This window comes from Thalassobaculum fulvum (genome assembly GCF_014652915.1).
Lineage (GTDB): Bacteria > Pseudomonadota > Alphaproteobacteria > Thalassobaculales > Thalassobaculaceae > Thalassobaculum_A > Thalassobaculum_A fulvum.
Genome location: NZ_BMZS01000006.1, coordinates 260486 through 283439, shown reverse-complemented (window position 1 = coordinate 283439; position 22954 = coordinate 260486). Strand labels below are relative to the sequence as shown.

The following is a 22954-nucleotide window of genomic DNA, read 5'->3' as shown; positions in this document are numbered from 1 at the left end:
GCCGGGACTCCGCGAGCCGGCGCCGGGCGCCTATGTTGAGCGGTAGCACGCCGTCACGGAGGAAGCCCGGTCATGCCGGTCCGGCGCATCGTCGAATGGTTCGAGCACCGCATCGACCCGCTGCGGCCGGCCGGCGACCCGCATCCGCTGACCCCGCCGACGTCGACCTGGCGGATCCTGTTCGGCCTGGTGCGCGAGATCGGCTGGCCGCTGGGCCTGCTGGTGGCGGCCTCGGCGGCGGTCAGCGCCGTCGAGGTGGCGATTCCGTGGTCGATCGGCCGGGTCGTCGACCTGGTCGCCGGCGATCCGGCCAACGTCGCGAACCCGTGGCGCGAGGTCGGCGTCCTGGTCGTGCTGCTGGTGCTGGTGCGCCCGGCGATCACGGTGCTCGCCTCGCTGCTGCGCAACCAGACCATCGCCCGCAACGTCAGCTCGCTGGTCCGCTGGCGGTTCCACGAATACGTCGCCGGGCACGACGTCGGGTTCTTCCAGAACGACTTCGTCGGCCGCATCGCCTCGCGCGTGGTGCAGACCGGGCGCTCGATCCGCACGCTGCTTCGGGTGCTGACCGACCAGCTGCTGTACGCCGTGCTGTTCCTGGCCGGCACCGTGATCTTCCTGGTCTATCGCAGCCCGCTGTTCGCGCTGCCGGTGCTGTGCTGGATCGTGCTGTACGCGCTGTCGCTCCGGCTTTACCTGCCGCGCAACCGGCGAGCCGCCCGGCGGGTCGCCGAGGCGGCCTCGGTGTTCACCGGGCGGATCGTCGACGGCTATTCCAACTACCTCACCGTGCGCCTGTTCTCCGGCCACGCCCGGGAGGACGCGCACGTCCGCCGGTCGCTGGAGCAGGCGGTCGAGCGGATGGGCGAGCAGGCCCGCTACACCACCGTCCAGATATCCTGGCTGTCGCTGCTCAACGGGGCGCTGATCGCCAGCGGCGGCATCGTCGGCGTGCTGCTCTGGCAGGCCGGGCGGGTCAGTGCCGGCGACGTCGCGGCGGCGATGGCGCTGCTGCTGCAGATCCACACCCTGTCGCGCATCGCGATGTTCAACCTCGGCGACCTGTTCGACGCCGTCGGCACGCTCGAGGACAGCGTGCAGGCGCTGTCGAAGCCGCAGACCGTGCTCGACCGGCCGGGGGCGCAGCCGCTCGCGGTGACCCGCGGCGAGATCGCCTTCGAGGCGGTGCGGTTCGACTACGGCCGGGAGCGCGGCGCCGGGCAGGACGGCGACGGGCAGGACGGCGACGGGCAGGACGGCGCCGGGCCGGCGGCGCTCAACGGCGTCGACCTGGTGGTCCGGCCGGGCGAAAGGATCGGGCTGGTCGGCCCGTCCGGCGCCGGCAAGTCGTCGCTGATGATGGTGCTGCTGCGGCTCTACGACCTGCGGTCGGGGCGGATCCTGATCGACGGCCAGGACATCGCCGCGGTCACCCAGGACTCGCTGCGCGACGCCGTCGCCGTGGTGACCCAGGACCCGTCGCTGATGCACCGCTCGATCCGCGACAACATCGGCTACGGCCGGCCCGACGCCACCGCGGCGGAGATCGTCGCGGCGGCCAGGATGGCGCGCGCCGACGACTTCATCACCGGCCTGGTCGACGCGCGCGGCCGGCGGGGCTACGACGCCTTCGTCGGCGAGCGCGGCGTCAAGCTGTCCGGCGGTCAGCGGCAGCGCCTCGCGGTGGCGCGGGCGCTGCTGAAGGACGCCCCGATCCTGGTGCTGGACGAGGCGACCTCGTCGCTCGACTCCGAGGCCGAGGCGGCGATCCAGGAGAGCCTGAAGACCTTGATGGCCGGCAAGACGGTGATCGTGATCGCCCACCGGCTGTCGACCATCGCCCGCATGGACAGGCTGGTGGTGATGGACCGGGGACGCGTCGTCGAGACCGGCACCCACGCCGAGCTGGTGGCGCGCGGCGGTCTGTACGCCCGGCTGTGGGAGCGCCAGTCGGACGGCTTCCTCGACCTGGACGCCCTGCGCGAGGACGCCGCCGACTGACGGGGAACGGTTCGCCTCAGTCGACCAGCGCCTGATAGACCAGGTTGCGCAGCTCGCGGCGGATTGGCCAGGACGAGGACGGCATCAGCTGGGTGACGATGATCGCCGAGATGCCCTCGGCGCGGTCGACCCAGAACCCGGTGCTGGCAAGGCCGCCCCAGGCGAACTCGCCCTCGCTGCCGAGCACCTGGGCCTTGGCCGGGTCGAGCAGGATCGAGCCGCCGAGCCCGAAACCGAGCCCGACCATCGGCATCTCCGAGAACGTCGCCACCCCCATCGACGCGATGTCGCCCGGCAGGTGGTTGGCCATCATCAGCTCGACGGTCTTGCGCCCGAGCACCCGGGTGCCGCCGAGCGCGCCGCCGCGGCGCAGCATTTCCAGGAACCGCAGGTAGTCGGGGATGGTCGAGACCAGCCCGCCGCCGCCGGAGAAGATCGCCGGGGTGCCGCTGAACCGGGAGTCGCCGCCGCCATCGACCCGCTTCATCAGCACCGAGGCGGTCTTCTCGTAGCAGGCGACCATGCGCCCGGCCTTGCCGGCCGGCACGCCGAAGGCGGTGTCGACCATGCCGAGAGGCCCGAGGATGCGTTCCTGGAACACCTGGTCGAGCGGCTTGCCGGCGACCACCTCGACGACCCGGCCGAGCACGTCGGTCGCCACCGAGTAGGTCCACTTGGTGCCGGGCTGGAAGCACAGCGGCACCGAGGCCGCGGCCACCGCCATCTCGGCCAGGCTGCCCTTGGACGCGCCGAAGTTGACCGGGGTCCGGCGGTAGGCCTCGCCGACCGGGCCCGGGTCGAACAGCCCGTAGGTCAGGCCCGCGGTGTGGGTCATCAGGTGCCGCACGGTCATCGGGCTCTGCTGCGGCTCGGTCTTCATGTCCGAGTACGGGCCCGAGACGTAGACCCGGGTGTCGGCGAACTCCGGGATGTACCTGGCCACCGGGTCGTCGAGCTGCAGCAGCCCCTCCTCGAGCAGGGTCATCGCCGCCACCGTCGTGATCGGCTTGGTCATCGAATAGAAGCGCGCGATGTGGTCGACCGGCGGGGTCGGCGCCTGGTTGTCCGGGTCACCGCTGCCGCAGGCGTCGAGGAACGCGATCTCGCCGTCGCGGGCGATCAGGGTCGTCAGGTACGGCACCTTGCCGGCGTCGACGTACCGCCGCATCCAGGCCGACAGCCGGGCCAGCCGGTCGGGCGCGAAGCCGAGCGCCAGCGGCTCGGCGGTGCGATCGGCGAACGGGGCGAGCGACGGATGCGAGGCGAGCGGGGTCATGGCTGATCCGGGAAGGTCGACGACGAGGATGGCGAACGGTAGCGCGGATCGCCGGACAGGGCGAGCAGCCGGTGCCGACCGGCCGCGGCGCCGGGCTCACCCCCCGGTTCCGGCGAATCCCTGGAGCCGGGTATACAGGTCGCTCGGTATCGCGATCCCGTCGCGCCGGGCCGCGGCGGCCTTATCGGCCCGCGACCGGCCCGGGACGTAGGCACCGTAGGCAGCCTCGATGCGCTCCAGATAGGCCGCCAGCCGCTCGGCGAAGCCGCCGCCGAACAGAGCGTCCGGGTCGAGCGCCTGGACGAATAGCCCGACGCCGGGGCTGCGGTCGCCCGCCAGGAACGACGGTGCGTCGAGCGACCAGTTGGCGCCGGTCAGTCCGGCGGCCAGCACCTCGACCATCAGCGCCACGTTGCCGCCGCGCGCACCGCCGAACGGTAGCAGCACGCCGGCCATCGCCGCCGCCGGGTCGGTGGTCGGGGCGCCGTCGCGGTCGAGCGCCCAGCCCTCGGGGATCGGCTCGCCGCGCGCCGCCGCCAGCGCGATGTTCACGAAGGCGGTGGCGCTGCTCGACTGGTCGATCAGCAGTGGCGGGCGGCCGGCGACGGGGGCTGCGAACGCCATCGGGTTGGTGCAGAACACCGGCCTGGTGCTGCCGGACGCCGCCAGCAGCGCCGGGCCGCCGTTGGTCGCGGCCATTGCGACGAGGCCGCGCTCGGCGAGCCGGGCGGCGAACCAGCCGAGAGCGGCGTTGGTGAAGCCGTTGCGGCAGGTGAACACCGCGACGCCACAGGTCCGAGCGGCGGCGGTCAGGTCGTCGAGCGACCGCCGGAACGCCAGGTGGCCGACTCCGCCGCGGGCGTCGGCGCGGAGCAGGGCCGGCGCGGGGCGTTCGACCGCCGGCTCGGCACGGCCGTCGATCCGGCCGTCACGCAACGCCTCGCAGTAGGTCACGAGATGGGCGAGGCCGACGCCGGCCAGGCCCTCCGCCTCGGCCTCGACCAGGGCCTCGGCGGTCACCTCGGCGGTCTCGTGGCCGGCACCGCTGGCGGCCAGGGCCTGCCGTGCGAGGGCGAGCGCATCGTCGAAGGCGAGAGTTACCGTCCCGGTCATCTCAGATCCCCAGGGCGATCTTGCGGCCGTCGTGGATGGCGTAGGCCGCCTGGCGCGGGGCGGCGGCGTCGCCGACCAGATGCACCGCGAAGCCGGAACCGTCGAGCTCCCGGGCCAGCCCGTCCTCGGCCCGGTTGGCGGTCGCCGTCACCAGGTCGTCCGCCGGCACCAGCGCCTCTTCGCCGGTCAGGAACGACACCACCCGCGCCCCTTCGGCGGTCCATTCCAGGATGCCGCTCTCGCACACGAACCGGACGCCGAGCTGCGCGAGGCGCCGACGCAGCGGGAAGTCGGCGGCGGTGCGCTGCAGCTCCTTGGCCACCAGCGGGTCGGGGGTGACGATCGTCACCGCCTTGCCGTCCTCGGCCAGCTTCCAGGCGGTGCCGCAGCCGCGCCAGTTGCCGCCCTCGTCGAGCACCACGACACGGTCGCCGAGCCCGGCCGCCCGGCCCATGACCTCCTCCGCCGACCATACCCGGCCACGCTCGATCCCGGGCAGTGCGAGAAGGTGTGGCAGCCCCCGCTGGAAGCCGTCGCCGGCCGGCTGCGAGCCGGTGGCGACCACCACGACCTCGGGCGCGAGCGCGCGAACCTCGTCGGCCTCGACATAGGCGTTCAGCCGGACCTCCACCCGCAGCCTGGCGAGCTGTCGCTCGTACCATTCGATCAGGTCGAGGATCTGGGCCCGGCGCGGCTGCAGGCCGGCCAGCCGGAACTGCCCGCCGAGCCGGCCGCTGGCCTCGGCCAGGGTGACGCTGTGGCCGCGCTCCGCCGCCACCCGCGCCGCCTCCAGCCCGGCCGGGCCGCCGCCGACCACCAGCACCCGCCTCGCCGCGCGGCTCGGCGTGAAGCGGTCGCCGCCCCATTCCCACTCGCGGCCGACCGACGGGTTGACCACGCAGGAGATCCAGTAGTCGCGCGACCGCCGGCCCCAGCACATCTGGTTGCAGGACAGGCAGCCGCGGACGTCCTCCGGCCGGCCGTCGCGGGCCTTGTTCGCCAGGTGCGGGTCGGCGATCTGGCCGCGCACGATCGACACCAGATCGGCCTGCCCGGCCGCCAGCACCGCCTCGGCGTTGTCCGGGGTGCGGATGTGGCTCTCGGCGGTCACCAGGGCGTGTCGGACCACGCCTTTCAGGGTCTCCGCCAGGTCGGCGCCGAGCCTCTCCGGATACAGGAAGGTCGGCATCAGCTTGGTGAAGTCGAAATAGCTGCCGGAGCCGCAGGTGATGTAGTCGACCAGGGCGTCCCGTTCGTGCCGCTCGACGATCTCGGCCAGCGACTCCCGCGAGAGCGCCACGTCGAAGTCCGGCTCGTCGTTGACCGCCAGCCCGACCACGAAGTCGTCGCCGCACAGCTTGCGGATGCGGGTGCAGATCTCCCGCGACATCCGGGTGCGGTTCTCCAGGCTGCCGCCCCAGCGGTCGTCGCGGCGGTTCGACCACGGCGTCCAGAACTGGTCGACCATGCCGTGATAGGCGGCCCACACCTCGACTCCGTCGAACCCGGTCTCTCGGCAGCGCCGCGCCGCCTGCACGAAGCCGTCGATGGTCTGCTCGATTTCGGCTTCGGTCATGGCGTGGCTGCCGTCGCTGTCGTGGTAGCTCGGCAGGCCGGAGGGCGACCAGTTCGGATGCCAGGAGTTGTCGGCATCGCCGTGCTGGCCGACGTGGTAGAGCTGCTGGAGCACCACCGCCCCGTGCTCGTGCACCGCGTCGGTGAGCCGGCGGAAGTGCGGGATCACCGCGTCGCTGGAGTGCCGGAAGTTGCCGCGGGTCAGCACCGCGGCGGCGTGCACCGGCATCGGCTCGACCACGATCATCGCCGCCCCGCCGAGCGCCCGCTCGCGGTAGTAGGCGACGTGCTGGTCGTCCGGCAGCCCGTCGCGCGCCATGTTGGCGGTGTGGGCGCCGAACACGATGCGGTTGCGCAGAGTGTGGCCGCGCAGGCTGGCGGGCGTGAACAGGCGGGGGTAGGCGCCGGTCGCGGTCATCGAGCGGCCAGGTGTCGGTAGTTCGCTCTCCCACCCCATCCCTCATCCCGGACGCGCGCAGCGCGAGCCGGGACCCAAGCGCCGCATCCGGCTAGCCGTCTCCCGAGCATCTGTCGCCCGCTGGGTCCCGGATCTCCGCGGCCTTGCCGCTCCGTCCGGGATGAGGTCTGGGGTGGGAGAGCAGCCCTCACCGCTACACCGCCACGCACAGCCGCAAGGCGTCGTAGATCGCTGCGTGCACGTTGCGCGAGGCGACGGCGTCGCCGATCCGGAACAGCTGGAACCGGCCGTCCGGGTTGCGGTCGACCGCCTGGGGCGCCACCGCGATCAGGGCGTCGTGGTCGACCTCGCCGAGGTTGCGGCTGTGCGGCTTCAGGTCGAAGTACAGCTCGTCCAGCGGCAGGGTGCCGTGCTCGACCACCACCAGGTCGGCCTCGCGCTCGTCGACCCGCTCGCTGTAGTCGGAGCCGAGGGTGGCGACCAGCCCGTTGCCGGCACGGCGCACGCCCAGCACCCGCTTGTTGATGGTGATGCGCACGCCGTGGCGGTCGAAGGCGGCGGCGTAGGGGACATGGTTCAGCCCGCCGATGTCGGCCGCGAAGAACCGCTCCGGGGTGACCAGCTCGAGCTCGCAGCCGGCGTCGGCGATCGCCTCGGCCGCCATCAGCCCGGGGTGCGAGGCGTTGTCGTCGTACACCAGCACCCGGCCGGCCGGCTTGACGTCGCCGGACAGGATGTCCCAGGAGCTGGCGACCAGCTCGGCGCCCTCGACGATGCCGGTATTCGGCAGGCCGCCGGTGGCGACGATCACCAGATCGGGCTCCAGCGCCAGCACGTCGGCGGCCTCGGCGTAGGTGTTGAAGCGCATGTCGACGCCGCGCCGCGCGCACATCTCGGCCCGCCAGTCGACGATGCCGATCAGCTCGCGCCGCCGCGGCAGGCGGGCGGCGAGCCGGACCTGCCCGCCCGGCCGGTCGGCCGCCTCGAACAGGGTGACCGCGTGGCCGCGCTCGGCCGAGACCCGCGCCGCCTCCAGCCCGGCCGGCCCGGCGCCGACCACCACCACCTTGCGGGCCGGGCCGTCGGTCCGGGTGACGACGTGGGGCATGCTGCGCTCGCGCCCGGTCGCCGGGTTGTGGATGCACAGCGCCTCGTGGCCCTCGTAGATCCGGTCGAGGCAGTAGGTGGCGCCGACGCAGGGCCGGATCTCGTCCTCGCGGCCCTCGGCGATCTTGCGCACGATGTGCGGGTCGGCGATGTGCGCCCGGGTCATCCCGACCATGTCGAGCTTGCCCTCGGCAATTGCGTGTCTCGCCGTAGCGACATCACTGATTCGGGCGGCGTGCAGGATCGGGAATTTCGTCTCGGCCCGGACCTCGCCGCAGAAGTCCAGGTGCGGACTGGCCGCCATGCCCTGGACCGGTATGACCTTCGAAAGCGCGGCGTCGGTGTCGATGTGGCCGCGGATCAGGTTCAGGAAGTCGACCTTGCCGGAGGCGACCAGCCGGCGGGCGATCTCCACGCCTTCCGCGCGGCTGAGGCCCTTGTCCCAGTCCTCGTCGGCGACCATGCGCAGGCCGACGATGAAGCCCGGCCCGACCCGCTCGCGGATCGCGTCCAGCACCCGCCAGGTGAAGCGCAGGCGGTTGTCCAGGCTGCCGTTGTAGTCGTCGTCCCGGGTGTTGGTGGCCGGCGACCAGAAGCCGTCCAGCAGGTGGCCGTAGGCCTCGATCTCGATGCCGTCGAGGCCGCCCGCGGCCATGCGCTCGGCGGTGGCGGCGTAGTCCCGCACGATCCGCTCGATGTCCCAGTCCTCGGCGGTCTTCGGGAACGAGCGGTGGGCCGGCTCGCGGATCGGCGAGGGCGCCAGCACCGGCAGCCAGTCGGCCTTGTTCCAGTTGGTGCGGCGGCCGAGGTGGGTGATCTGCATCATCACCGCGGTGCCGTGCTCGTGGCACGCGTCCGACAGCTCGCGCAGCCACGGCACGATCTCGTCCTTGTAGGCGTGCAAATTGCCGAACGCCGCCGGGCTGTCGCGCGACACGATGGCCGAGCCGGCGGTCATGGTCAGCGCGATGCCGCCCTTGGCCTTCTCGACGTGGTACAGGCGATAGCGCTCCTTCGGCAGCCCATCCTCGGAATAGGCCGGCTCGTGCGCGGTCGACATGATGCGGTTGCGCAGGGTCAGGTGCCTGAGCCGGTAGGGCTGGAGCAGCGGGTCGGTGGTCATGCGGTTCTCCCCCTGGTTCCGCGGTCGAAGGGCTCCCCGATCAGTACCACGCGTCCGGCATCGATCCCTTGCGCCGGGTCACGAAGTCTCGCAGCGCCTCGTCGACTGCGGGGTCGATCGGCGGGTCCTCGACCTCGGCCAGGATACGCTTCCAGCGCTTGTTGGCACGAACCATCGAGTCCTCGCCGCCGGCCTCGCTCCACTGCTCGAACGTAGTGTTGTCGGACAGCTCGGAGTCCCAGAACGCGGTCTCGTAGTTCGCCATGGTGTGGGCGCAGCCGAAGAAGTGGTTGCCCGGCCCGACCTCGCGGAAGGCGTCGAGCGCCAGCGTAGTGTCGTCGACCGTCACGCCGGCGAGATAGGTGTGCAGCGCCCCGCAGAAGTCGGCGTCGAGCACGAATTTCTCGTAGGACATCGACAGCAGGCCGTCGAGGAAGCCGGCGGCGTGCAGGATGTAGTTGGCGCCGCACTGCACGGCGGCGTGCATCGAGGTGACGCTCTCCATCATCGACTGGGCGTCGGGCAGCTTCGAGGTGGTGAAGGCGCCCGAGCAGCGCAGCGGCAGCCCGGCGCGGCGGGCGAGCTGGCCGACCACCAGCGAGCCGAGCGCGGGCTCCGGCGTGCCGAAGGTCGGCGAGCCCGAGCGCAGCGACATCGACGACAGGAAGTTGCCGTAGATGGTCGGCGCCCCCGGCCGCTCGAGCTGGCTCAGCGCGCAGCCGACCAGGGTCTCGGCATGCGCCTGGGCGATGGCGCCGGCATTGGTGACCGGCCCCATGGCGCCGCCCAGGATGAACGGCACGATGATGGTGCCCTGGTTGGCCCGGGCGTAGGCCCGGATGCCCTGGGTCATGGTGGCGTCCCAGACCAGCGGCGAGTTGACGTTGAAGTTGCCCATTATCGCGCAGTTCGACTCCAAGAACCCGGCCCCGAACAGGATCCGGGTCATCTCGACCGAGTCCTCGGCCCGTTCCTCGGCGGTGACCGAGCCCAGGTAGGCCTTATCGGAGTGCCGGATGTGGGCGTAGACCATGTCCAGGTGGCGCTTGTTCACCGCCACGTCGGTCGGCTCGCACACCGTGCCGCCGGAGTGGTGCAGCCAGGGCGAGGCGTAGGCGAGTTTCACGAAGTTCCGGAAGTCGTCCATGGTTCCGTAGCGCCGGCCCTGGTCCAGATCCATGACGAACGGCGAGCCGTAGGCCGGCGCGAACACCACCGCGTCGCCGCCGATCCTGACCGAGCGGGCCGGGTTGCGGGCGTGGTGGACGAACTCGGCCGGCGCCGTCGACAGCACCTGGCGGACCAGGCCGCGCGGGAACCGCACGCGCTCGTCGTCGACCTCGGCGCCGGCCTCGCGCCACAGCTCGATGGCGCGGTCGTCGCCGCCGCGGAAGTCGATGCCGATCTCCTCCAGGATCCGGTCGGCGGTGTCCTCGATGCGGGCGAGCGCCTCCTCGCCGAGCAACTCGTAGGTCGGGATCCGGCGGGTGATGTAGGCGGGGGCGGCGGCGCCGGCGCGGCGCTCCGGCCGGCGCTCGCGGCGGCGGCTCCGGGTGGGCGCGGCGGTAGTGTCTCCCATCGGCTCGGCAACGCTCATGGCGAACCTCCCTGTCGACCGTATCCTGCAGCGTAGGCGACGCCGGCGGTCGCCGTGACGACGGAAAATTCTGGCCCGTCAGATAATCAGGGCTTATGGCAACCCTGCGTTCACTGCTGCCCTCGGCGAACGCCCTGATCGTGTTCGAGGCGGCCGGCCGGCTCGGCAGCTTCACCCGCGCGGCCGAGGAGCTCGGCATCAGCCAGGCGGCGGTCAGCTTCGCGATCCGCAAGATCGAGGCGGAACTGCGCACTCCGCTGTTCCGCCGCCAGCACCGCTCGGTGGCGCTGACCGAGGCCGGCAAGCGGTTCCACGCCGACGTGGCGCTCGGCCTGACCTACATCCGCAAGTCGGCCGAGGACCTGACCGCCGGCGCCGACCGCCACGTGACCCTGTCGGCCTCGACCGCGTTCGCCAGCTTCTGGATGCTGCCGCGGCTGGCGCGGTTCCGGGCCGACCTGCCGGGCATCGACCTGCGCATCCAGACCTCCGACCGCGACCTCGACCTGGTGGCGGAGAGTCTGCCGCTCGGCATCCGGGTCGGCCCGGCGGGATCGTGGCCGGGTTGCGAGGACGCTGTGCTGGCCGAGGAGGAGATCACGCCGATCGTCGCCCCGGCCTATGTCGAGCAGTTCGGCTGCCCCGCCTCGGCCGCCGAGTTCGCGGAGCACCGCCTGATCCACCTGGAAGAGCCGTTCCGCCCGACCGCCGACTGGGACGACTGGTTCGCCGGCCAGGGGGTGCCGCCGCCGTCCGGCGACCGGGGCCTGCTGATCAACGACTACGTCCTGGTGGTGCAGGCGGTGCTTGGCGGCCAGGGCATCGCGCTCGGCTGGCGCCACCTGATCGACCCGATGGTCGAGACCGGCCTGCTCGAGCGGGTCTCCGACCACGTGCTGCAAACCGGGCTGGCGTTCCGCGTGGTCTGGCCGGCCGACCGCGACATCGGCGCGAACGCCCGAAGGGTGCGCGACTGGCTGCTGTCGGGGGTGGCGGCCTGAGGGTGTCGGCGGCTGTCGGCAGCGGCGGGTGGGTTCCGGCTCCGTGCCGCCCCGGCGCGGGCGAGCCGGAACCCACCCGCCACCCTACGCCGTGTCCTGCGCCACCAGCGCCTTGTACAGCCCCTGGATCCGCCGCGTGACCGGCCCCGTCTCGCCCTCGCCGATCGCCCGGCCGTCGATCTCCGCGACCCGGGTCTGGCCGCCGAAGGTGCCGGTGACGAACGCCTCGTCGGCGCCGTAGGTGTCGACCAGCGAGAAGTTGCGCTCGAACACCGGGATGCCGTCGGCGCGGCAGACTTCGATCACTTTCTTCCTTGTGATGCCGTTCATGCAGTAGTCGCCGGTCGAGGTCCATACCTCGCCCCGGCGGACGATGAAGAAGTTGCAGGAGTTGGTGGTGTTGACGAAGCCGTGCGGATCCAGCATCAGCGCCTCGTCGGCGCCGGCCTTGATGGCGTGGATGCCGGCCAGGATGCAGTTCAGCTTGGAGTGCGAGTTCAGCTTCGGGTCCTGGGTGACCGGCAGGCCGCGCACGATCGGCACGGTGTGCAGGCGCAGCCCGCGGTCGGCGGTCGCGGCGCTCGGCGTCGAATGCTCCATGATGATCACGACGGTCGGGCCGGAGCGCGACAGCCGCGGGTCCTGGAACGGCTTGGCCTTGACCCCGCGGGTCACCATCAGCCGGGCGTGGGCGTCGTCGCGCATGGCGTTGGCAGCGGCGGTTGCATCGAGCGCGTCCTTCAGCTCGGCCCGGGTCATGCCGATCTCCAGGTCGATCGCCTTGGCGGCCTCGAACAGCCGGTCCAGGTGCTCGCCCAGGAACGCCCAGTTGCCGTTGTACAGGCGCAGCCCCTCCCACACCCCGTCGCCCAGCATGAATCCGGCGTCGTAGACCGACACCACCGCTTCCGAGCGGTGCACGATGCGGCCGTTGACGTACAGGCGCAGGTCGTCGTTGCGCGGATCGGCCTCGGCGTCGTGGGCGGAATGGTGGCTGGGATCGGTCGGCATCGGACGGCCTCGTGGCGGTGGCGGGCTCGGAACGATACCGTAGCCGGATCCACGCGGAACGCGACCATGTCGGCGGCGGCGAGCGCAGGCAACACGGCGGATCGGGAATGGGCAGGAAGCACGAACCGGCCGGGATCGGCGGGCGGCTGGGCGACCGGGTCGGCGCCGCCCGCCAGTCGGTCCGAAATCTATACGCGGGCGGGTCGCGGCGGGCCCAGGCGTTCCGCTACGGCGTGCTGGCGCTCGACCTGGCGACCCTGCTGTACATCGTCGTCTCATCGTTCCTGGAGGCGGGCGCGGTCACCCGGGTGGTCGACCCGGTGCTGGGCACGGTCTTCCTCGCCGACCTGCTGGCCCGGCTGTGGATCGACCCTCGGCCGCTCGCCATGCTGGCCAACCCGATCGTGCTGGCCGAGCTGGCGGCGATCGTGTCGTTCCTGGCCCCGGCCCTGGGCGGCGCCGCCGGTTTCCTGCGGGTGCTGCGGACGCTGCGGTTGATGCACGCCTACCAGATGCTGCGGCGCCTGCGCGCCGACCTGCCGGTGTTCCGCCGGCACGAGGACCTGCTGATGGCGATCCTGCACCTGGTGGTGTTCCTGTTCGTCACCACCGGGCTGGTCTTCGAGACCCAGGCGGGGCGCAACGACGACATCAACAACTACGTCGACGCGCTGTACTTCACCGTCGCCGCGCTCACCACGACCGGTTTCGGCGACATCACCCTGGAGGGATCCGGCGGCCACCTGCTGGCCGTGGTCATCATGATCTTCGGCGTGACCCTGTTCCTGCGGTTGGCACAGGTGCTGTTCCGCCCGCACAAGGTCCGCCACGAGTGCGAGCATTGCGGCCTGAACCGGCACGAGCCCGATGCGGTGCACTGCAAGCACTGCGGCAACCTGATCCACCTCGATACCGAGGGCGAGGGATGAGCCGGCCGTTCAGGCCCGCCCGAGCGCCGGGATGATGTCCTCGGCCAGCATCGTCTTCAGGTCGCCGGCATAGCCCTCGGAACGGGCCGGCCGGGTCGGGTCGGAGGTCACCGCCACGGTCAGTCCGAGCGAGGGCACCACGTAGAGCATCTGGCCGCCGTAGCCGCGGGCGTAGCTGACGGCGTGCCCGCCCGCCTCGGTCAGGAACCAGCCGTAGCCGTAGTCGTCGCCGGAGAACACCGAGGTCGTGCGCGGCGTCCATGAGGCCTCGACCCAGGCCCGGCTCAGCACGCGCCTGTCGTTCCAGAGCCCGCCCGAGCGCCACATCTCGCCGAACCGGTACAGGGCGAGCGGCGACAGCGCCATGTTGTTGCCGCCCATGTAGCGGCCCTGCGGGTCGCGGGTCCACGGCGGCACGGCGATGCCCAGCGGGCCGCCCAGCCAGTCGCGGGCGAGCGAGAGCAGGTCCCGCCCGGTCGCCTCGGCGAGTGCCGCGCCCAGCAGGTGGTAGCTGCCGGTGGAGTACAGCATGCCGGCGCCGGGCTCTGCCACGAACGGCCGGGTCAGCGCGTGCGACACCCAGTTCCGGCTCCGCACCCAGCGGCCGTAGTTCGGGCCGGAGGTGCGCTCCAGCCCGGCCTGCATGGTCAGCAGGTCGGCGACCGTGATCCGGCGCACCCGCGGGTCGGCGCCCGCGGGGATCAGGTCGGGCGCCATTGCCGCGAACGGGACGTCGACGCCGTCCAGCAGGCCGCGATCGAGCGCGCAGCCGACCAGGCTGGCGACCACGGTCTTCGACACCGACTTGACGTTGACCGGCCGGTCGACCGGCGGGCCGCGGAACGCCTCGGCCAGCAGGATTTCGCCGCCGCGGCCGACCACCAGGGCGTGAAGCTGCTCGAACGCCGCCGCCCGGCGCCGAACGCTCTCGACGGCGGCCGTGGCGGCTGCCGTGGCCGGGCGGAGGCCGGTCGCGCCGGTGGCCGCGAGCCCGGCGAGCACCGCCCGCCGGCTGGGCGCGGGACGGATGGCGGGGAGGGAGGCGAGGCGTCCGGTCATCGGCCCCGATATAGGGGCGCGGTCCGGCCGCCGCCAGCCCGGCTCAGCGCACCAGCACGTTGCGGAACTGCCAGGGATCGGTCGGGTCCATGTCCTCGGGGAACAGGCCCGGCCGGTCGGTCAGCGGCGTCCAGTCGGTGTAGTAGCCCTTGACCGGGCCGAGATACCGGGTCTGGACCTCGAGGCAGCGCGCGAAGTCCATCTCGTCGGCCTCGACGATGCCGGCCTCCGGATTCTCCAGCGCCCACACCATGCCGGCCAGCACCGCCGAGGTGACCTGCAGGCCGGTGGCGTTCTGGTACGGCGCCAGCCCGCGGGTCTCGTCGATCGACAGCTGCGAGCCGTACCAGTAGGCGTTCTTGGCGTGGCCGTAGAGCAGCACGCCGAGCTCGTCCTCGCCGTCGATGATCTCGTCCTCGTTCAGCACGTGCAGCACCGGCTGGACCTTGCCGGCCCGCCCGAACAGTTCGTGCAGCGACAGCACCGCGTCGTTGCACGGGTGGTAGGCGTAGTGGCAGGTCGGCCGGAATTCCGGCGCCTCGGGGTCGCCGACGGTGAAGTAGTCGGCGATCGAGATCGACTCGTTGTGGGTCACCAGGAAGCCGTATTGCGGCCCCGGGGTCGGGCACCAGGTGCGCACCCTTGTGTTGGCGCCCGGCTGCAGCAGGTAGATCGCTGCCCGGCAGCCGTCGAGGTGGCGGCGGCCGTTCTCCGGCATCCACTTCTCGTGGGTGCCGAAGCCGAGCTCGGCCGGCTGGAAGCCCTCGGACAGGAAGCCCTCGACCGACCAGGTGTTCCAGAACACGTCCATCGGCTTCGGCCGCTTGGCGCGCTGGGTGTCGCGCTCGGCGATGTGCACGCCCTTGACGCCCAGCGACTGCATCAGCCGGCCCCAGCCCTCGCGGGTGGTCGGCACGGCGGTGTCGGCGCCGGTGTCGCGGGCGATGTCCAGCAGCGCCTGCTTGACCAGCCAGGACACCATGCCGGGGTTGGCGCCGCAGCACGACACCGCGGTGGTGCCGCCCGGGCTGGCCGCCTTCTCGGCCCGGATGGTCTCGCGCAGCGCGTAGTTCGAGCGGTCGGCCGGGCCGGCGTTCTCGTCGAAATAGAAGCCGAGCCACGGCTCGACCACGGTGTCGATGTACAGCACGCCGAGCTCGCGGCAGAACTTCATGAGGTCGAGCGAGGAGGTGTCGACCGACAGGTTCACGCAGAAGCCCCGGCCCTCGCCGGCGGTCAGCAGCGGCTCCAGCAGCTTGCGGTAGTTGTCGCGGGTGACCGACTGGTGGATGAAGCGGATGCCGCGCTCGTCCAGGATGGCGCGGTCGGAATCGTCCGGGTCGACGACCACGAACCGGCTGCGGTCGAAGCGGAAATGCCGTTCGATCAGCGGCAGGGTGCCCTTGCCGATGGAGCCGAAGCCGATCATCACGATCGGGCCGTCGATGGTGCCGTGCACGGGCCAGTGGGTCGAGGCGGTCATCAACGATCTCCCTCGCGACCGGCGCGGGTGGCGCCGTCGTACTGCGATGTGGTTGCCGGGGCGTGCGACCCGACGACCGGAGCTCACCCCGTGCCGTCGAACGGGCCGTCAATGATACGGGTCGCCGCTCAAATCAAGTCTCCAGTTGACGGGGCTACTGCCGTCGCCCAGCCGTCGCTTCGTGGGTTCCGGCTCCGTCCCGCCGTCGGCGGCCCGGTCCGGAATGACGACGGTATGGGACGACCATCGCTCCATCCCTCGCCCCCTTATCGTCATTCCGGACGGGCGCGCCGCTCTCGGCGCGGCCGAGCCGGAACCCACGAAGCGACGGGCCATCCCGTCAGGCCGCGATCAGCTCGAAGCGGTCGACGTCGACCAGCCCCCTGTCGGTGATCTTCAGGTGCGGGATCACCGGCAGCGGCAGAAACGCGACCTGCAGGAACGGCTCGGCCAGCGTGGTGCCGAGCGCCTTGGCCGCGCGGCGCAACGGGATCAGGGCATCGCGCACCTGCTCGTGGCTCATCAGGCTCATCAGGCCGGCGACCGGCAGGGCGATCTCGGCCAGCACGCGACCGCCCTCGGCCACCACGAAGCCGCCCTCGATCTCGGCGAGCCGGTTGACCGCCACCGCCATGTCGCCGTCGTCGGCGCCGACCACGCAGATGTTGTGGCTGTCGTGGCCGACCGTCGAGGCGATGGCGCCGCGCTGCAGCCCGAAGCCGTGGACGAAGCCGACGCCGATGTTGCCGTTCCTGCCGTGGCGTTCGACTACCGCGACCTTGATCACGTCCTGGCCGGTGTCGGCCCGGCGCGTGCCGTCGGCGAACGGCAGGGTGGCCTGCCGGCGCTCGGTGATGATCCTTCCGGGCACCACGCCGATCACCGGGGTCGAGGGACCGCCGCCGCGTGCCGCGAAGTCGGCGGCCGACACCCGCCGCGCCTTGACGCTGGCCAGCCCGACCGGGGAGACCGGCCGCCGGTCCGCGAACAGGGCGTCCTCGACCGGCCGGCCGCCGCAGATCACGCTGGCGACGCGGCATTCCGCCAGGTCGTCGAGGATCGCCAGGTCGGCCCGCCAGCCGGGGGCGACCAGGCCACGGTCGGCAAGCCGGAACGCCCGCGCCGCCGAGATGCTGGCGGCCCGGTAGGCGGCGAGCGGCGGCGCGCCGGCGGCGATCGCCGTGCGGATCATGTAGTCGAGATGGCCTTCCTCGGCGATGTCCAGCGGGTTGCGGTCGTCGGTGCACAGCGCGATGAACGGCGAGTGCCGTTCGGTGATGATCGGGATCAGGGCGTGCAGGTCCTTGGAGACCGAGCCCTCGCGGATCAGCACGTGCATGCCCTTGCGCAGCTTCTCCAGCGCCTCGTCGGCGGTCGTGATCTCGTGGTCGGTGCGGATGCCGGCGGCCAGGTAGCCGTTCAGGTCCAGACCGCGCAGCAGCGGGGCGTGACCGTCGATGTGCCGGCCCTCGAACGCCGCCAGCTTGGCCAGGCAGGCCGGGTCCTTGGCCAGGACCCCCGGGAAGTTCATGAACTCGGCGAGGCCGAGGACCCTGGGATGGTCCATGAACGGCACCAGGTCGCCGGCCTCGAGCCGGGCACCGGAGGTCTCCAGGTGGGTCGCCGGCACGCAGCTCGACAGCTGCACCCGCACGTCCATCACCAGTTCCTCGGCGGAGTCGAGGAAGTACCGCAGGCCGTCGGCCCCGAGGACGTTGGAGATCTCGTGCGGGTCGCAGATCGCCGTGGTCACGCCGTAGCGCAGGACGCAGCGGTCGAACTCGTGCGGGGTCAGCAGCGACGACTCGATGTGCAGGTGGGTGTCGATGAAACCCGGGACGACGGTCTTGCCGTTCAGGTCGATCTCCCGGACCCCGCGGTAGTCGCCGCCGGTGCCGACGATGCGGTCGCCGGCGATGGCGACGTCGGTGTCGACCAGTTCGCCGGTGACCAGGTCGAACACTCTCGCCCGCTTCAGGACGAGGTCGGCGGCCGTCGTCCCCCGGCCCTGGTCGATAGCCTGCGCCAGAGAGTCGATGGTCATCGTCTCCGTCCTCGATCGTCGCGTTCTGCGCTCGATATCCTATCCCCGCTGCCGGTCGCCGCCAAACCCCGCCCGGAACGACCGGTTGCACACCCGCGATGTCGGTCTACGCATGATGGGAATCGGTCGATTTCGGCCGTGACTCTCGCGCGGAGGCCTTGCACCGGCTTTTGACGAGAAGCGATCTGCGCTACCGGATGTTTGTCGGCAATTTCATTGAATTTGCTAAACAAAGGGTGGAGATCACTCATTTGTCTTACATTTCATCTGGTAATTGTCGCTTCCGAGTAATGAAAGTGTCTTGACATATGGTGGGCCTCAGCCAATTTTGCGGCATGGGGGTCGAACGACGCCGTAAACTTGGGAATTGAAAATGTCTGATGAAGCATCGCGAGAGAACGCCGGGTCGTCCGACCTTCTGCGCATGACGACAGAGGTGGTCGCCGCCTATCTCGGTAACAACAGCGTCCCTTCCACGCAGATCTCCGAAGTGATCAGCACGGTTCACGACGCGCTGAAGGGGCTGTCGGAAGGCGGCCGCGAGCCCGAGCCGGAGCCGCTGAAGCCGGCAGTGCCGATCAAGAAGTCGGTGACGCCCGAATACATCGTCTGTCTCGAGGACGGCAAGCAGTTGAAGATGCTGAAGCGGCATCTCCGGACCACCTACGACATGACGCCCGAGGAGTACCGGGCGAAGTGGGGGCTGCCGGCCAACTACCCGATGGTCGCCCCGAACTACGCCAAGCAGCGTTCGGAGTTCGCCAAGAAGATCGGGCTCGGCAAGGTCTCGGCGAAGCCGGCCGGCCGCCGCAAGAAGAGCGCCTGACCGGCAGCTCCGGCATCCTGCGACAAGAAAGGGGCGCCGCGACCGGGTTGCGGCGCCTCTCTTCTTTGCGCAGGCCGGTCGAGGGGCGGGGTGGAAACCGGCCGGCAAGTCGCCATGTATCGGGCCGCCGCGAATTGGTGCGGCCGCGCCGACCGTGTGCTAACCCGGGCGGCAGTCGCCGATCCGAGGAGAGAGAGCGCCCGCTCAATGCCGACCGTTCCCCCGCATCGCTTCTCCGTCGCGCCGATGATGGACTGGACCGACCGGCACTGCCGGGCCTTCCACCGTCATCTGACGGGTCGCGCGCTGCTGTACACCGAGATGGTGACGGCCGACGCCGTGCGCCTGGGAGATCGCGCGCGGCTGCTGGGGTTCTCGGCCGACGAGCACCCGGTCGCGCTGCAGCTCGGCGGCTCGGATCCGGCGGCGATGGCGGAAGCGGCCCGGATCGCCGAGGGTTTCGGCTACGACGAGGTCAACGTCAACGTCGGCTGCCCCTCCGACCGGGTGCAGTCAGGCCGGTTCGGCGCCTGCCTGATGCGCGAGCCGGAGCTGGTCGGCCGGGTGGTGGCGGCGATGCGCGCGGCGGTCTCGATCCCGGTGACCGTCAAGTGTCGGATTGGGGTCGACGACCAGGATCCGGGACCGGCCCTCGACGCCCTGGTGGACGCGGTCGCCGGTGCCGGCTGCGATTCCGTGATCGTGCATGCCCGCAAGGCCTGGCTGCAGGGGTTGTCGCCGAAGGAGAACCGGGACGTGCCGCCGCTGGACTACGGCCGGGTCGACGCGTTGAAGGCGGCGCGGCCGGATCTGGTCGTCGTCCTGAACGGCGGGCTGCAGGATCTCGACGCGGCCGAGGCGGCCCTCGACCGGGGACTCGACGGCGTCATGCTCGGCCGTGTCGCGTACCAGACTCCGTGGCTCCTGGCCGACGTCGACCGCCGCTTCTTCGGCGCGCCGGCGTCGCACCCGGACCGCCACACCGTGGTCGAGGCGATGGCCGACTACGCCGCCCGCATGCGGCGCGACCACGGTACCCCGGTCAAGTCGATCGCCCGCCACATGCTGGGCCTGTTCCAGGGCCTGCCGGGCGCGCGGGCGTGGCGGCGCCATCTCGCCGAGACCATGCCGGACCCCGATGCCGGGCCGGAGATCCTGGTCGATGCCGCCGCCCGGGTGGCGCCGCAACGCCGCGCCGCGGCCTGAGAGGACCGGCCGTGACCCGAACCCGCGCATTGACCGAGTACGGACCGCTGGTCCTGTTCTTCCTGAGCAACCTGGCGTTCGGCATCATGCCGGCGACGGCGGTGCTGATCGCGGCGACCGTCGTGGCGGTCGCCTGGGCGATGCTGCGCGAGCGCCGGGTGCCGTGGCTGGCGGTCGTCGGCGCCGTCCTGGTTTCGGTGTTCGGTGGCCTGACCCTGGTCTTCGACGACACCTTCTTCATCAAGATCAAGCCGACGGTCGCCACCCTGCTGTCGGCCTCGGCGCTCGGAATCGGGCTCCTGCTGCGGCGTAACCTCCTGAAGGCGCTGCTCGGCTCGATGCTTCAGCTCGACGACCGCAGCTGGCGTCACCTGACGCTGTACTGGATGGGCGTGTTCGTGGTCATGGCCGCCGCCAACGAGGTCGCCTGGCGGTCGCTGTCGACCGACGGCTGGGTGACGTTCAAGCTGGTCGGCCTGACCGCGATCGCGGTCGTCGGCTCGGTCGGCGCCGCCCCGATCATGCGGCGGGCTCAGAAGAGCGGCTGAGCTGCGAGCCGTCGCCACCGCCGAACCGTGCCAGCAGGGCCGCGGCTGCCAGGGTGACGAGCCCGAGCGCGCCCATGGCATGGTAGGCGCCCATGCCGACGGCGTCGTACAGCAGCCCGGCCGCCGGCATGCAGGCGCCCATCAGGACGCCGGTCACCAGGGCGTAGTACAGCGCCTGGGCGGTGGCCTCCAGGCCGGGCGGGGCGTTGTCCTGCAGGAACCGCATGGCGCCCAGATGCGCCGCTCCGAAGGTCAGCGCGTGCAGTACCTGCAGCGGTGCGGCCAGCGCGACGGCGTCGGCCACCGCGGTCAGCGGCCAGCGCACCAGGACCCCGACGCCGGCAACCGCCAGCAGCACCGGCGCGCTTCCGAAGCGCCCGAGCCGCCCGGCCACCCAGAACAGCACGATCTCGGCGAGAACGCCGATGGTCCAGAGCATGCCGATGACGGTGTCGTCGAAGCCGATCCGGCGCCAGGCGATGGTGCCGAAGCCGTAGAACACGCAGTGGCTGGCCTGGGCGGCTCCGGCCGCGATCACGAAGGTCACGAACCGCCGGTCGGCCACCAGCCGCCCGACCGCCAGCCACGACCATGAGCGTGCCGCCCGGGCCTTCCGGCGCGGCATGAGGGCGGCCGCCAGGACCAGGGCCGCCAGCGCGGCCAGCGCCATCGGCAGCACCGCCTCGGTCTGGAACACGTCGATCGTCCAGCCGCCGAGCCCCGCAGCCGCGATGAACGCGACCGATCCCCAGATCCGGATCCGGCCGTAGTCGAGCCCGCGGTCGCGGATCTCGGCCAGCGACAGCGCCTCGCCGAGCGGCATGATGGTCTGGAAGGTGACCCCGACCAGGGCGGCGAGCGCGAGGTAGTGCCAGGGTTCCTGCGCCCATGCGAAGCCGGCGTAGACCGCCAGGGCGGCGACCGACAGAAGGATCACCAGGCCGCGCAGCGCCCCGCTGGCGTCGGCCGCCGCCGCCATCGCCGGCTGGGCCGCCAGCTTGATCCAGAAGCCGACCGCCAGGACCGCCCCGATGGTCACCGGATCGAGGCCGCGACCTTCCAGCCAGGCCGGCCAGTAGGGCAGCAGGACGCCTGCAACCGCGAAGTAGGCGGTGTAGAACAGGGCCAGGCGGACCGCGACCGGGTCCGCGATACCATGGACGATCGCCATGCCCCTCGGTGCCTTCTCGAGCCGTTCCGGGTCGTTGCCGGCCGACACACTGGCCGAGTCGCGCCCGTTGTGCATCCTTGGAATCGTGCGGGCATGACGGCGCGGGTGTTCGACGCTTCGCTGTACCGCTACGGCGAACTCGAGCCGTCGTACTGGGAGGCCACGGTCGAGCGGCCGTCGGTCGCCAGGCTCGGCCGCGACGAGACCGCGGAGGTCGCGATCATCGGCGGCGGGTTCACCGGCCTGTCCTGCGCCTTGCACCTGGCGCGCGATCACGGCATCGGCTCGGTGGTGCTGGATGCCGGCGAGCCGGGCTGGGGGGCGTCGGGCCGCAACGGCGGGCTGGTGTGCATACCGCCGGCCAAGGCCTCGATCCCCGAGCTCGTGTCCCGCTGGGGCCGCGACGAGACCGCCCGGTTCTACCGCTGGGCCATCGACGGCTGCGAGCTCGCCCGGACGCTGCCGGCCGCGGAAGGGTTCGACGTGCGGGCCCAGGGCGACGGCAACCTGGAGGTCGCCGACCATCCGGCACGCCTGGCCGGGCTGATCGAGCATGCCCGCCACCTGGCCGAGCTGACCGGCGTTCCGGTCCGGACCCTCGACCGGGCCGGGTTCGCCGCGGTCGGGCATGGCGGTACCGAGCAGTTCGGCGGGGTCCACCTCGGCGTCGGGTTCGCCCTGCATCCGCTGGCCTACGCCCTCGGGCTGCTGGAGGCCGCCGTGCGGCGGGGTGTGCGGGTGTACGGCCGCAGCCCGGTGGTGGCCTGGGAGCGCGACCGCGGCGGCCACCGGCTGGTGACCGCTGACGGGGCGGCGGTGCGGGCCCGGCAGGTGGTGGTGGCGACCAACGGCTGGACGCCCGACGGGCTGCATCCGGGGTTCGATGCCCGGGTGCTGCCGGCGATCTCGAACATCCTGGTGACGCGGCCGCTGACCGCCGACGAACTCGCGGCAGAGTCCTGGAACACCGAGACCGGCGTGGTGAACGCCCGGACCCTGCTGTTCTACTACCGCCTGCTGCCGGACCGCCGGTTGCTGTTCGGCGCGCGCGGCGACACCACCGGCTCGCCCGATGCCGCCGGCCGGGTTCAGGCCTGGATGCACCGCCGGCTCGGGGAGCTGTTCCCGAGCTGGGCCGGTGTCGGAGTGGACTATCGCTGGCGCGGCCTGGTGGCGATGTCGCGCAAGCTGGTGCCGTCGATCGGCACGCTGGCCGACGAGCCCGGCGTGCACTACGCCTTCGGCTTTCATGCGGCCGGGGTGGCGGCGGCGCCGATGGCCGGCAAGACCCTGGCCGACGCGATCGCCCTCGGCGACGCCGGCGACCGGATCCCGGCGGTCCTGCGCGGGCTGCCGCCGCGCTTCCCGGTCTCCGGCCTGCGTCGGCTCGCGCTGGCGGGCGCCTATCTATGGTACGGTGCGTGCGACCGCCTTCAGGAGCTGCGCAACCGGACGGACTAGTGAGC

General features: G+C 71.7%; 17 protein-coding genes. 7 read left to right on the top strand and 10 right to left on the bottom strand.

The window, feature by feature from the left end; all coding sequences use genetic code 11:
• Positions 1-72: 72 nt before the first annotated feature.
• Entirely contained in the window at positions 73-2001 is a 1929-nt protein-coding gene (locus IE246_RS14685) for an ABC transporter ATP-binding protein (protein ID WP_229837139.1), read from the top strand.
• 16 nt (positions 2002-2017) lie between these two features.
• Here IE246_RS14685 and IE246_RS14680 read toward each other — a convergent pair whose 3' ends face one another.
• The 5 genes from IE246_RS14680 to IE246_RS14660 form a co-directional block, all read right to left on the bottom strand.
• A complete protein-coding gene (locus IE246_RS14680) occupies positions 2018-3277 on the bottom strand; it encodes a serine hydrolase domain-containing protein (RefSeq protein ID WP_189990877.1) in 1260 nt (419 codons plus the stop codon).
• Positions 3278-3373: 96 nt separating this feature from the next.
• A complete protein-coding gene (locus IE246_RS14675) occupies positions 3374-4390 on the bottom strand; it encodes an Ldh family oxidoreductase (RefSeq protein ID WP_189990875.1) in 1017 nt (338 codons plus the stop codon).
• 1 nt (position 4391) lies between these two features.
• The gene (locus tag IE246_RS14670; RefSeq protein WP_189990873.1) at positions 4392-6383 is read right to left on the bottom strand and encodes an oxidoreductase; all 1992 of its coding nucleotides are present in this window, start codon (positions 6381-6383) and stop codon (positions 4392-4394) included.
• A 193-nt stretch (positions 6384-6576) separates the two neighbouring features.
• Positions 6577-8613 (bottom strand): NADH:flavin oxidoreductase, encoded by a 2037-nt coding sequence (locus tag IE246_RS14665; protein WP_189990871.1) that lies wholly within the window; start codon positions 8611-8613, stop codon positions 6577-6579.
• A gap of 40 nt (positions 8614-8653) precedes the next feature.
• Positions 8654-10210: a trimethylamine methyltransferase family protein gene (locus tag IE246_RS14660; protein WP_189990870.1), complete on the bottom strand. Its 1557-nt coding sequence runs from the start codon at positions 10208-10210 to the stop codon at positions 8654-8656.
• A gap of 95 nt (positions 10211-10305) precedes the next feature.
• On the opposite strand from IE246_RS14660, the gene IE246_RS14655 reads away from it, so the two are divergent.
• Positions 10306-11211 (top strand): LysR substrate-binding domain-containing protein, encoded by a 906-nt coding sequence (locus IE246_RS14655; protein ID WP_189990868.1) that lies wholly within the window; start codon positions 10306-10308, stop codon positions 11209-11211.
• 84 nt (positions 11212-11295) lie between these two features.
• Here the strand turns inward: IE246_RS14655 and IE246_RS14650 are convergent, their stop codons facing one another.
• Positions 11296-12222, bottom strand: a complete 927-nt coding sequence (locus IE246_RS14650; RefSeq protein WP_189990866.1) for an aminotransferase class IV — start codon at positions 12220-12222, stop codon at positions 11296-11298.
• Positions 12223-12329: 107 nt separating this feature from the next.
• Here IE246_RS14650 and IE246_RS14645 point away from each other — a divergent pair, with 107 nt between their 5' ends.
• Positions 12330-13151, top strand: coding sequence for a potassium channel family protein (locus tag IE246_RS14645; protein WP_189990864.1), 822 nt, complete (start codon positions 12330-12332; stop codon positions 13149-13151).
• Between the two features lie 9 nt (positions 13152-13160).
• On the opposite strand, the gene IE246_RS14640 is transcribed toward IE246_RS14645, so the two are convergent.
• The 3 genes from IE246_RS14640 to ade form a co-directional block, all read right to left on the bottom strand.
• Positions 13161-14210, bottom strand: a complete 1050-nt coding sequence (locus IE246_RS14640) for a serine hydrolase domain-containing protein (protein ID WP_189990862.1) — start codon at positions 14208-14210, stop codon at positions 13161-13163.
• A gap of 43 nt (positions 14211-14253) precedes the next feature.
• Positions 14254-15693 (bottom strand): homospermidine synthase, encoded by a 1440-nt coding sequence (locus IE246_RS14635; RefSeq protein WP_189990860.1) that lies wholly within the window; start codon positions 15691-15693, stop codon positions 14254-14256.
• 340 nt (positions 15694-16033) lie between these two features.
• Positions 16034-17737: an adenine deaminase gene (ade, locus tag IE246_RS14630; RefSeq protein WP_189990858.1), complete on the bottom strand. Its 1704-nt coding sequence runs from the start codon at positions 17735-17737 to the stop codon at positions 16034-16036.
• A 373-nt stretch (positions 17738-18110) separates the two neighbouring features.
• On the opposite strand from ade, the gene IE246_RS14625 reads away from it, so the two are divergent.
• From IE246_RS14625 to IE246_RS14615, 3 genes are all read left to right on the top strand, one after another.
• Positions 18111-18563 (top strand): Ros/MucR family transcriptional regulator, encoded by a 453-nt coding sequence (locus tag IE246_RS14625; RefSeq protein ID WP_189990856.1) that lies wholly within the window; start codon positions 18111-18113, stop codon positions 18561-18563.
• Positions 18564-18770: 207 nt separating this feature from the next.
• A complete protein-coding gene (gene dusA, locus IE246_RS14620) occupies positions 18771-19769 on the top strand; it encodes a tRNA dihydrouridine(20/20a) synthase DusA (protein ID WP_189990854.1) in 999 nt (332 codons plus the stop codon).
• Positions 19770-19780: 11 nt separating this feature from the next.
• A complete protein-coding gene (locus IE246_RS14615; RefSeq protein WP_189990852.1) occupies positions 19781-20317 on the top strand; it encodes an inner membrane-spanning protein YciB in 537 nt (178 codons plus the stop codon).
• On the opposite strand, the gene IE246_RS14610 is transcribed toward IE246_RS14615, so the two are convergent.
• Positions 20289-21563 (bottom strand): MFS transporter, encoded by a 1275-nt coding sequence (locus IE246_RS14610; protein ID WP_189990850.1) that lies wholly within the window; start codon positions 21561-21563, stop codon positions 20289-20291. The two genes, IE246_RS14615 and IE246_RS14610, sit on opposite strands and share 29 nt — an antisense overlap.
• Positions 21564-21581: 18 nt before the next feature.
• Here IE246_RS14610 and IE246_RS14605 point away from each other — a divergent pair, with 18 nt between their 5' ends.
• Positions 21582-22949, top strand: coding sequence for an NAD(P)/FAD-dependent oxidoreductase (locus IE246_RS14605; RefSeq protein ID WP_189990848.1), 1368 nt, complete (start codon positions 21582-21584; stop codon positions 22947-22949).
• Positions 22950-22954 lie beyond the last annotated feature (5 nt).

Coding starts and splice junctions, on each gene's coding strand:
- IE246_RS14670 (WP_189990873.1), bottom strand. CDS start 6,383: ATGACCGCGACCGGCGCCTACCCCCGCCTGTTCACGCCCGCCAGCCTG.
- IE246_RS14635 (WP_189990860.1), bottom strand. CDS start 15,693: ATGACCGCCTCGACCCACTGGCCCGTGCACGGCACCATCGACGGCCCG.
- IE246_RS14665 (WP_189990871.1), bottom strand. CDS start 8,613: ATGACCACCGACCCGCTGCTCCAGCCCTACCGGCTCAGGCACCTGACC.
- IE246_RS14660 (WP_189990870.1), bottom strand. CDS start 10,210: ATGAGCGTTGCCGAGCCGATGGGAGACACTACCGCCGCGCCCACCCGG.
- IE246_RS14625 (WP_189990856.1), top strand. CDS start 18,111: ATGTCTGATGAAGCATCGCGAGAGAACGCCGGGTCGTCCGACCTTCTG.
- ade (WP_189990858.1), bottom strand. CDS start 17,737: ATGACCATCGACTCTCTGGCGCAGGCTATCGACCAGGGCCGGGGGACG.
- IE246_RS14640 (WP_189990862.1), bottom strand. CDS start 14,210: ATGACCGGACGCCTCGCCTCCCTCCCCGCCATCCGTCCCGCGCCCAGC.
- IE246_RS14650 (WP_189990866.1), bottom strand. CDS start 12,222: ATGCCGACCGATCCCAGCCACCATTCCGCCCACGACGCCGAGGCCGAT.
- IE246_RS14680 (WP_189990877.1), bottom strand. CDS start 3,277: ATGACCCCGCTCGCCTCGCATCCGTCGCTCGCCCCGTTCGCCGATCGC.
- IE246_RS14645 (WP_189990864.1), top strand. CDS start 12,330: ATGGGCAGGAAGCACGAACCGGCCGGGATCGGCGGGCGGCTGGGCGAC.
- IE246_RS14655 (WP_189990868.1), top strand. CDS start 10,306: ATGGCAACCCTGCGTTCACTGCTGCCCTCGGCGAACGCCCTGATCGTG.
- IE246_RS14610 (WP_189990850.1), bottom strand. CDS start 21,563: ATGCACAACGGGCGCGACTCGGCCAGTGTGTCGGCCGGCAACGACCCG.
- dusA (WP_189990854.1), top strand. CDS start 18,771: ATGCCGACCGTTCCCCCGCATCGCTTCTCCGTCGCGCCGATGATGGAC.
- IE246_RS14605 (WP_189990848.1), top strand. CDS start 21,582: ATGACGGCGCGGGTGTTCGACGCTTCGCTGTACCGCTACGGCGAACTC.
- IE246_RS14685 (WP_229837139.1), top strand. CDS start 73: ATGCCGGTCCGGCGCATCGTCGAATGGTTCGAGCACCGCATCGACCCG.
- IE246_RS14675 (WP_189990875.1), bottom strand. CDS start 4,390: ATGACCGGGACGGTAACTCTCGCCTTCGACGATGCGCTCGCCCTCGCA.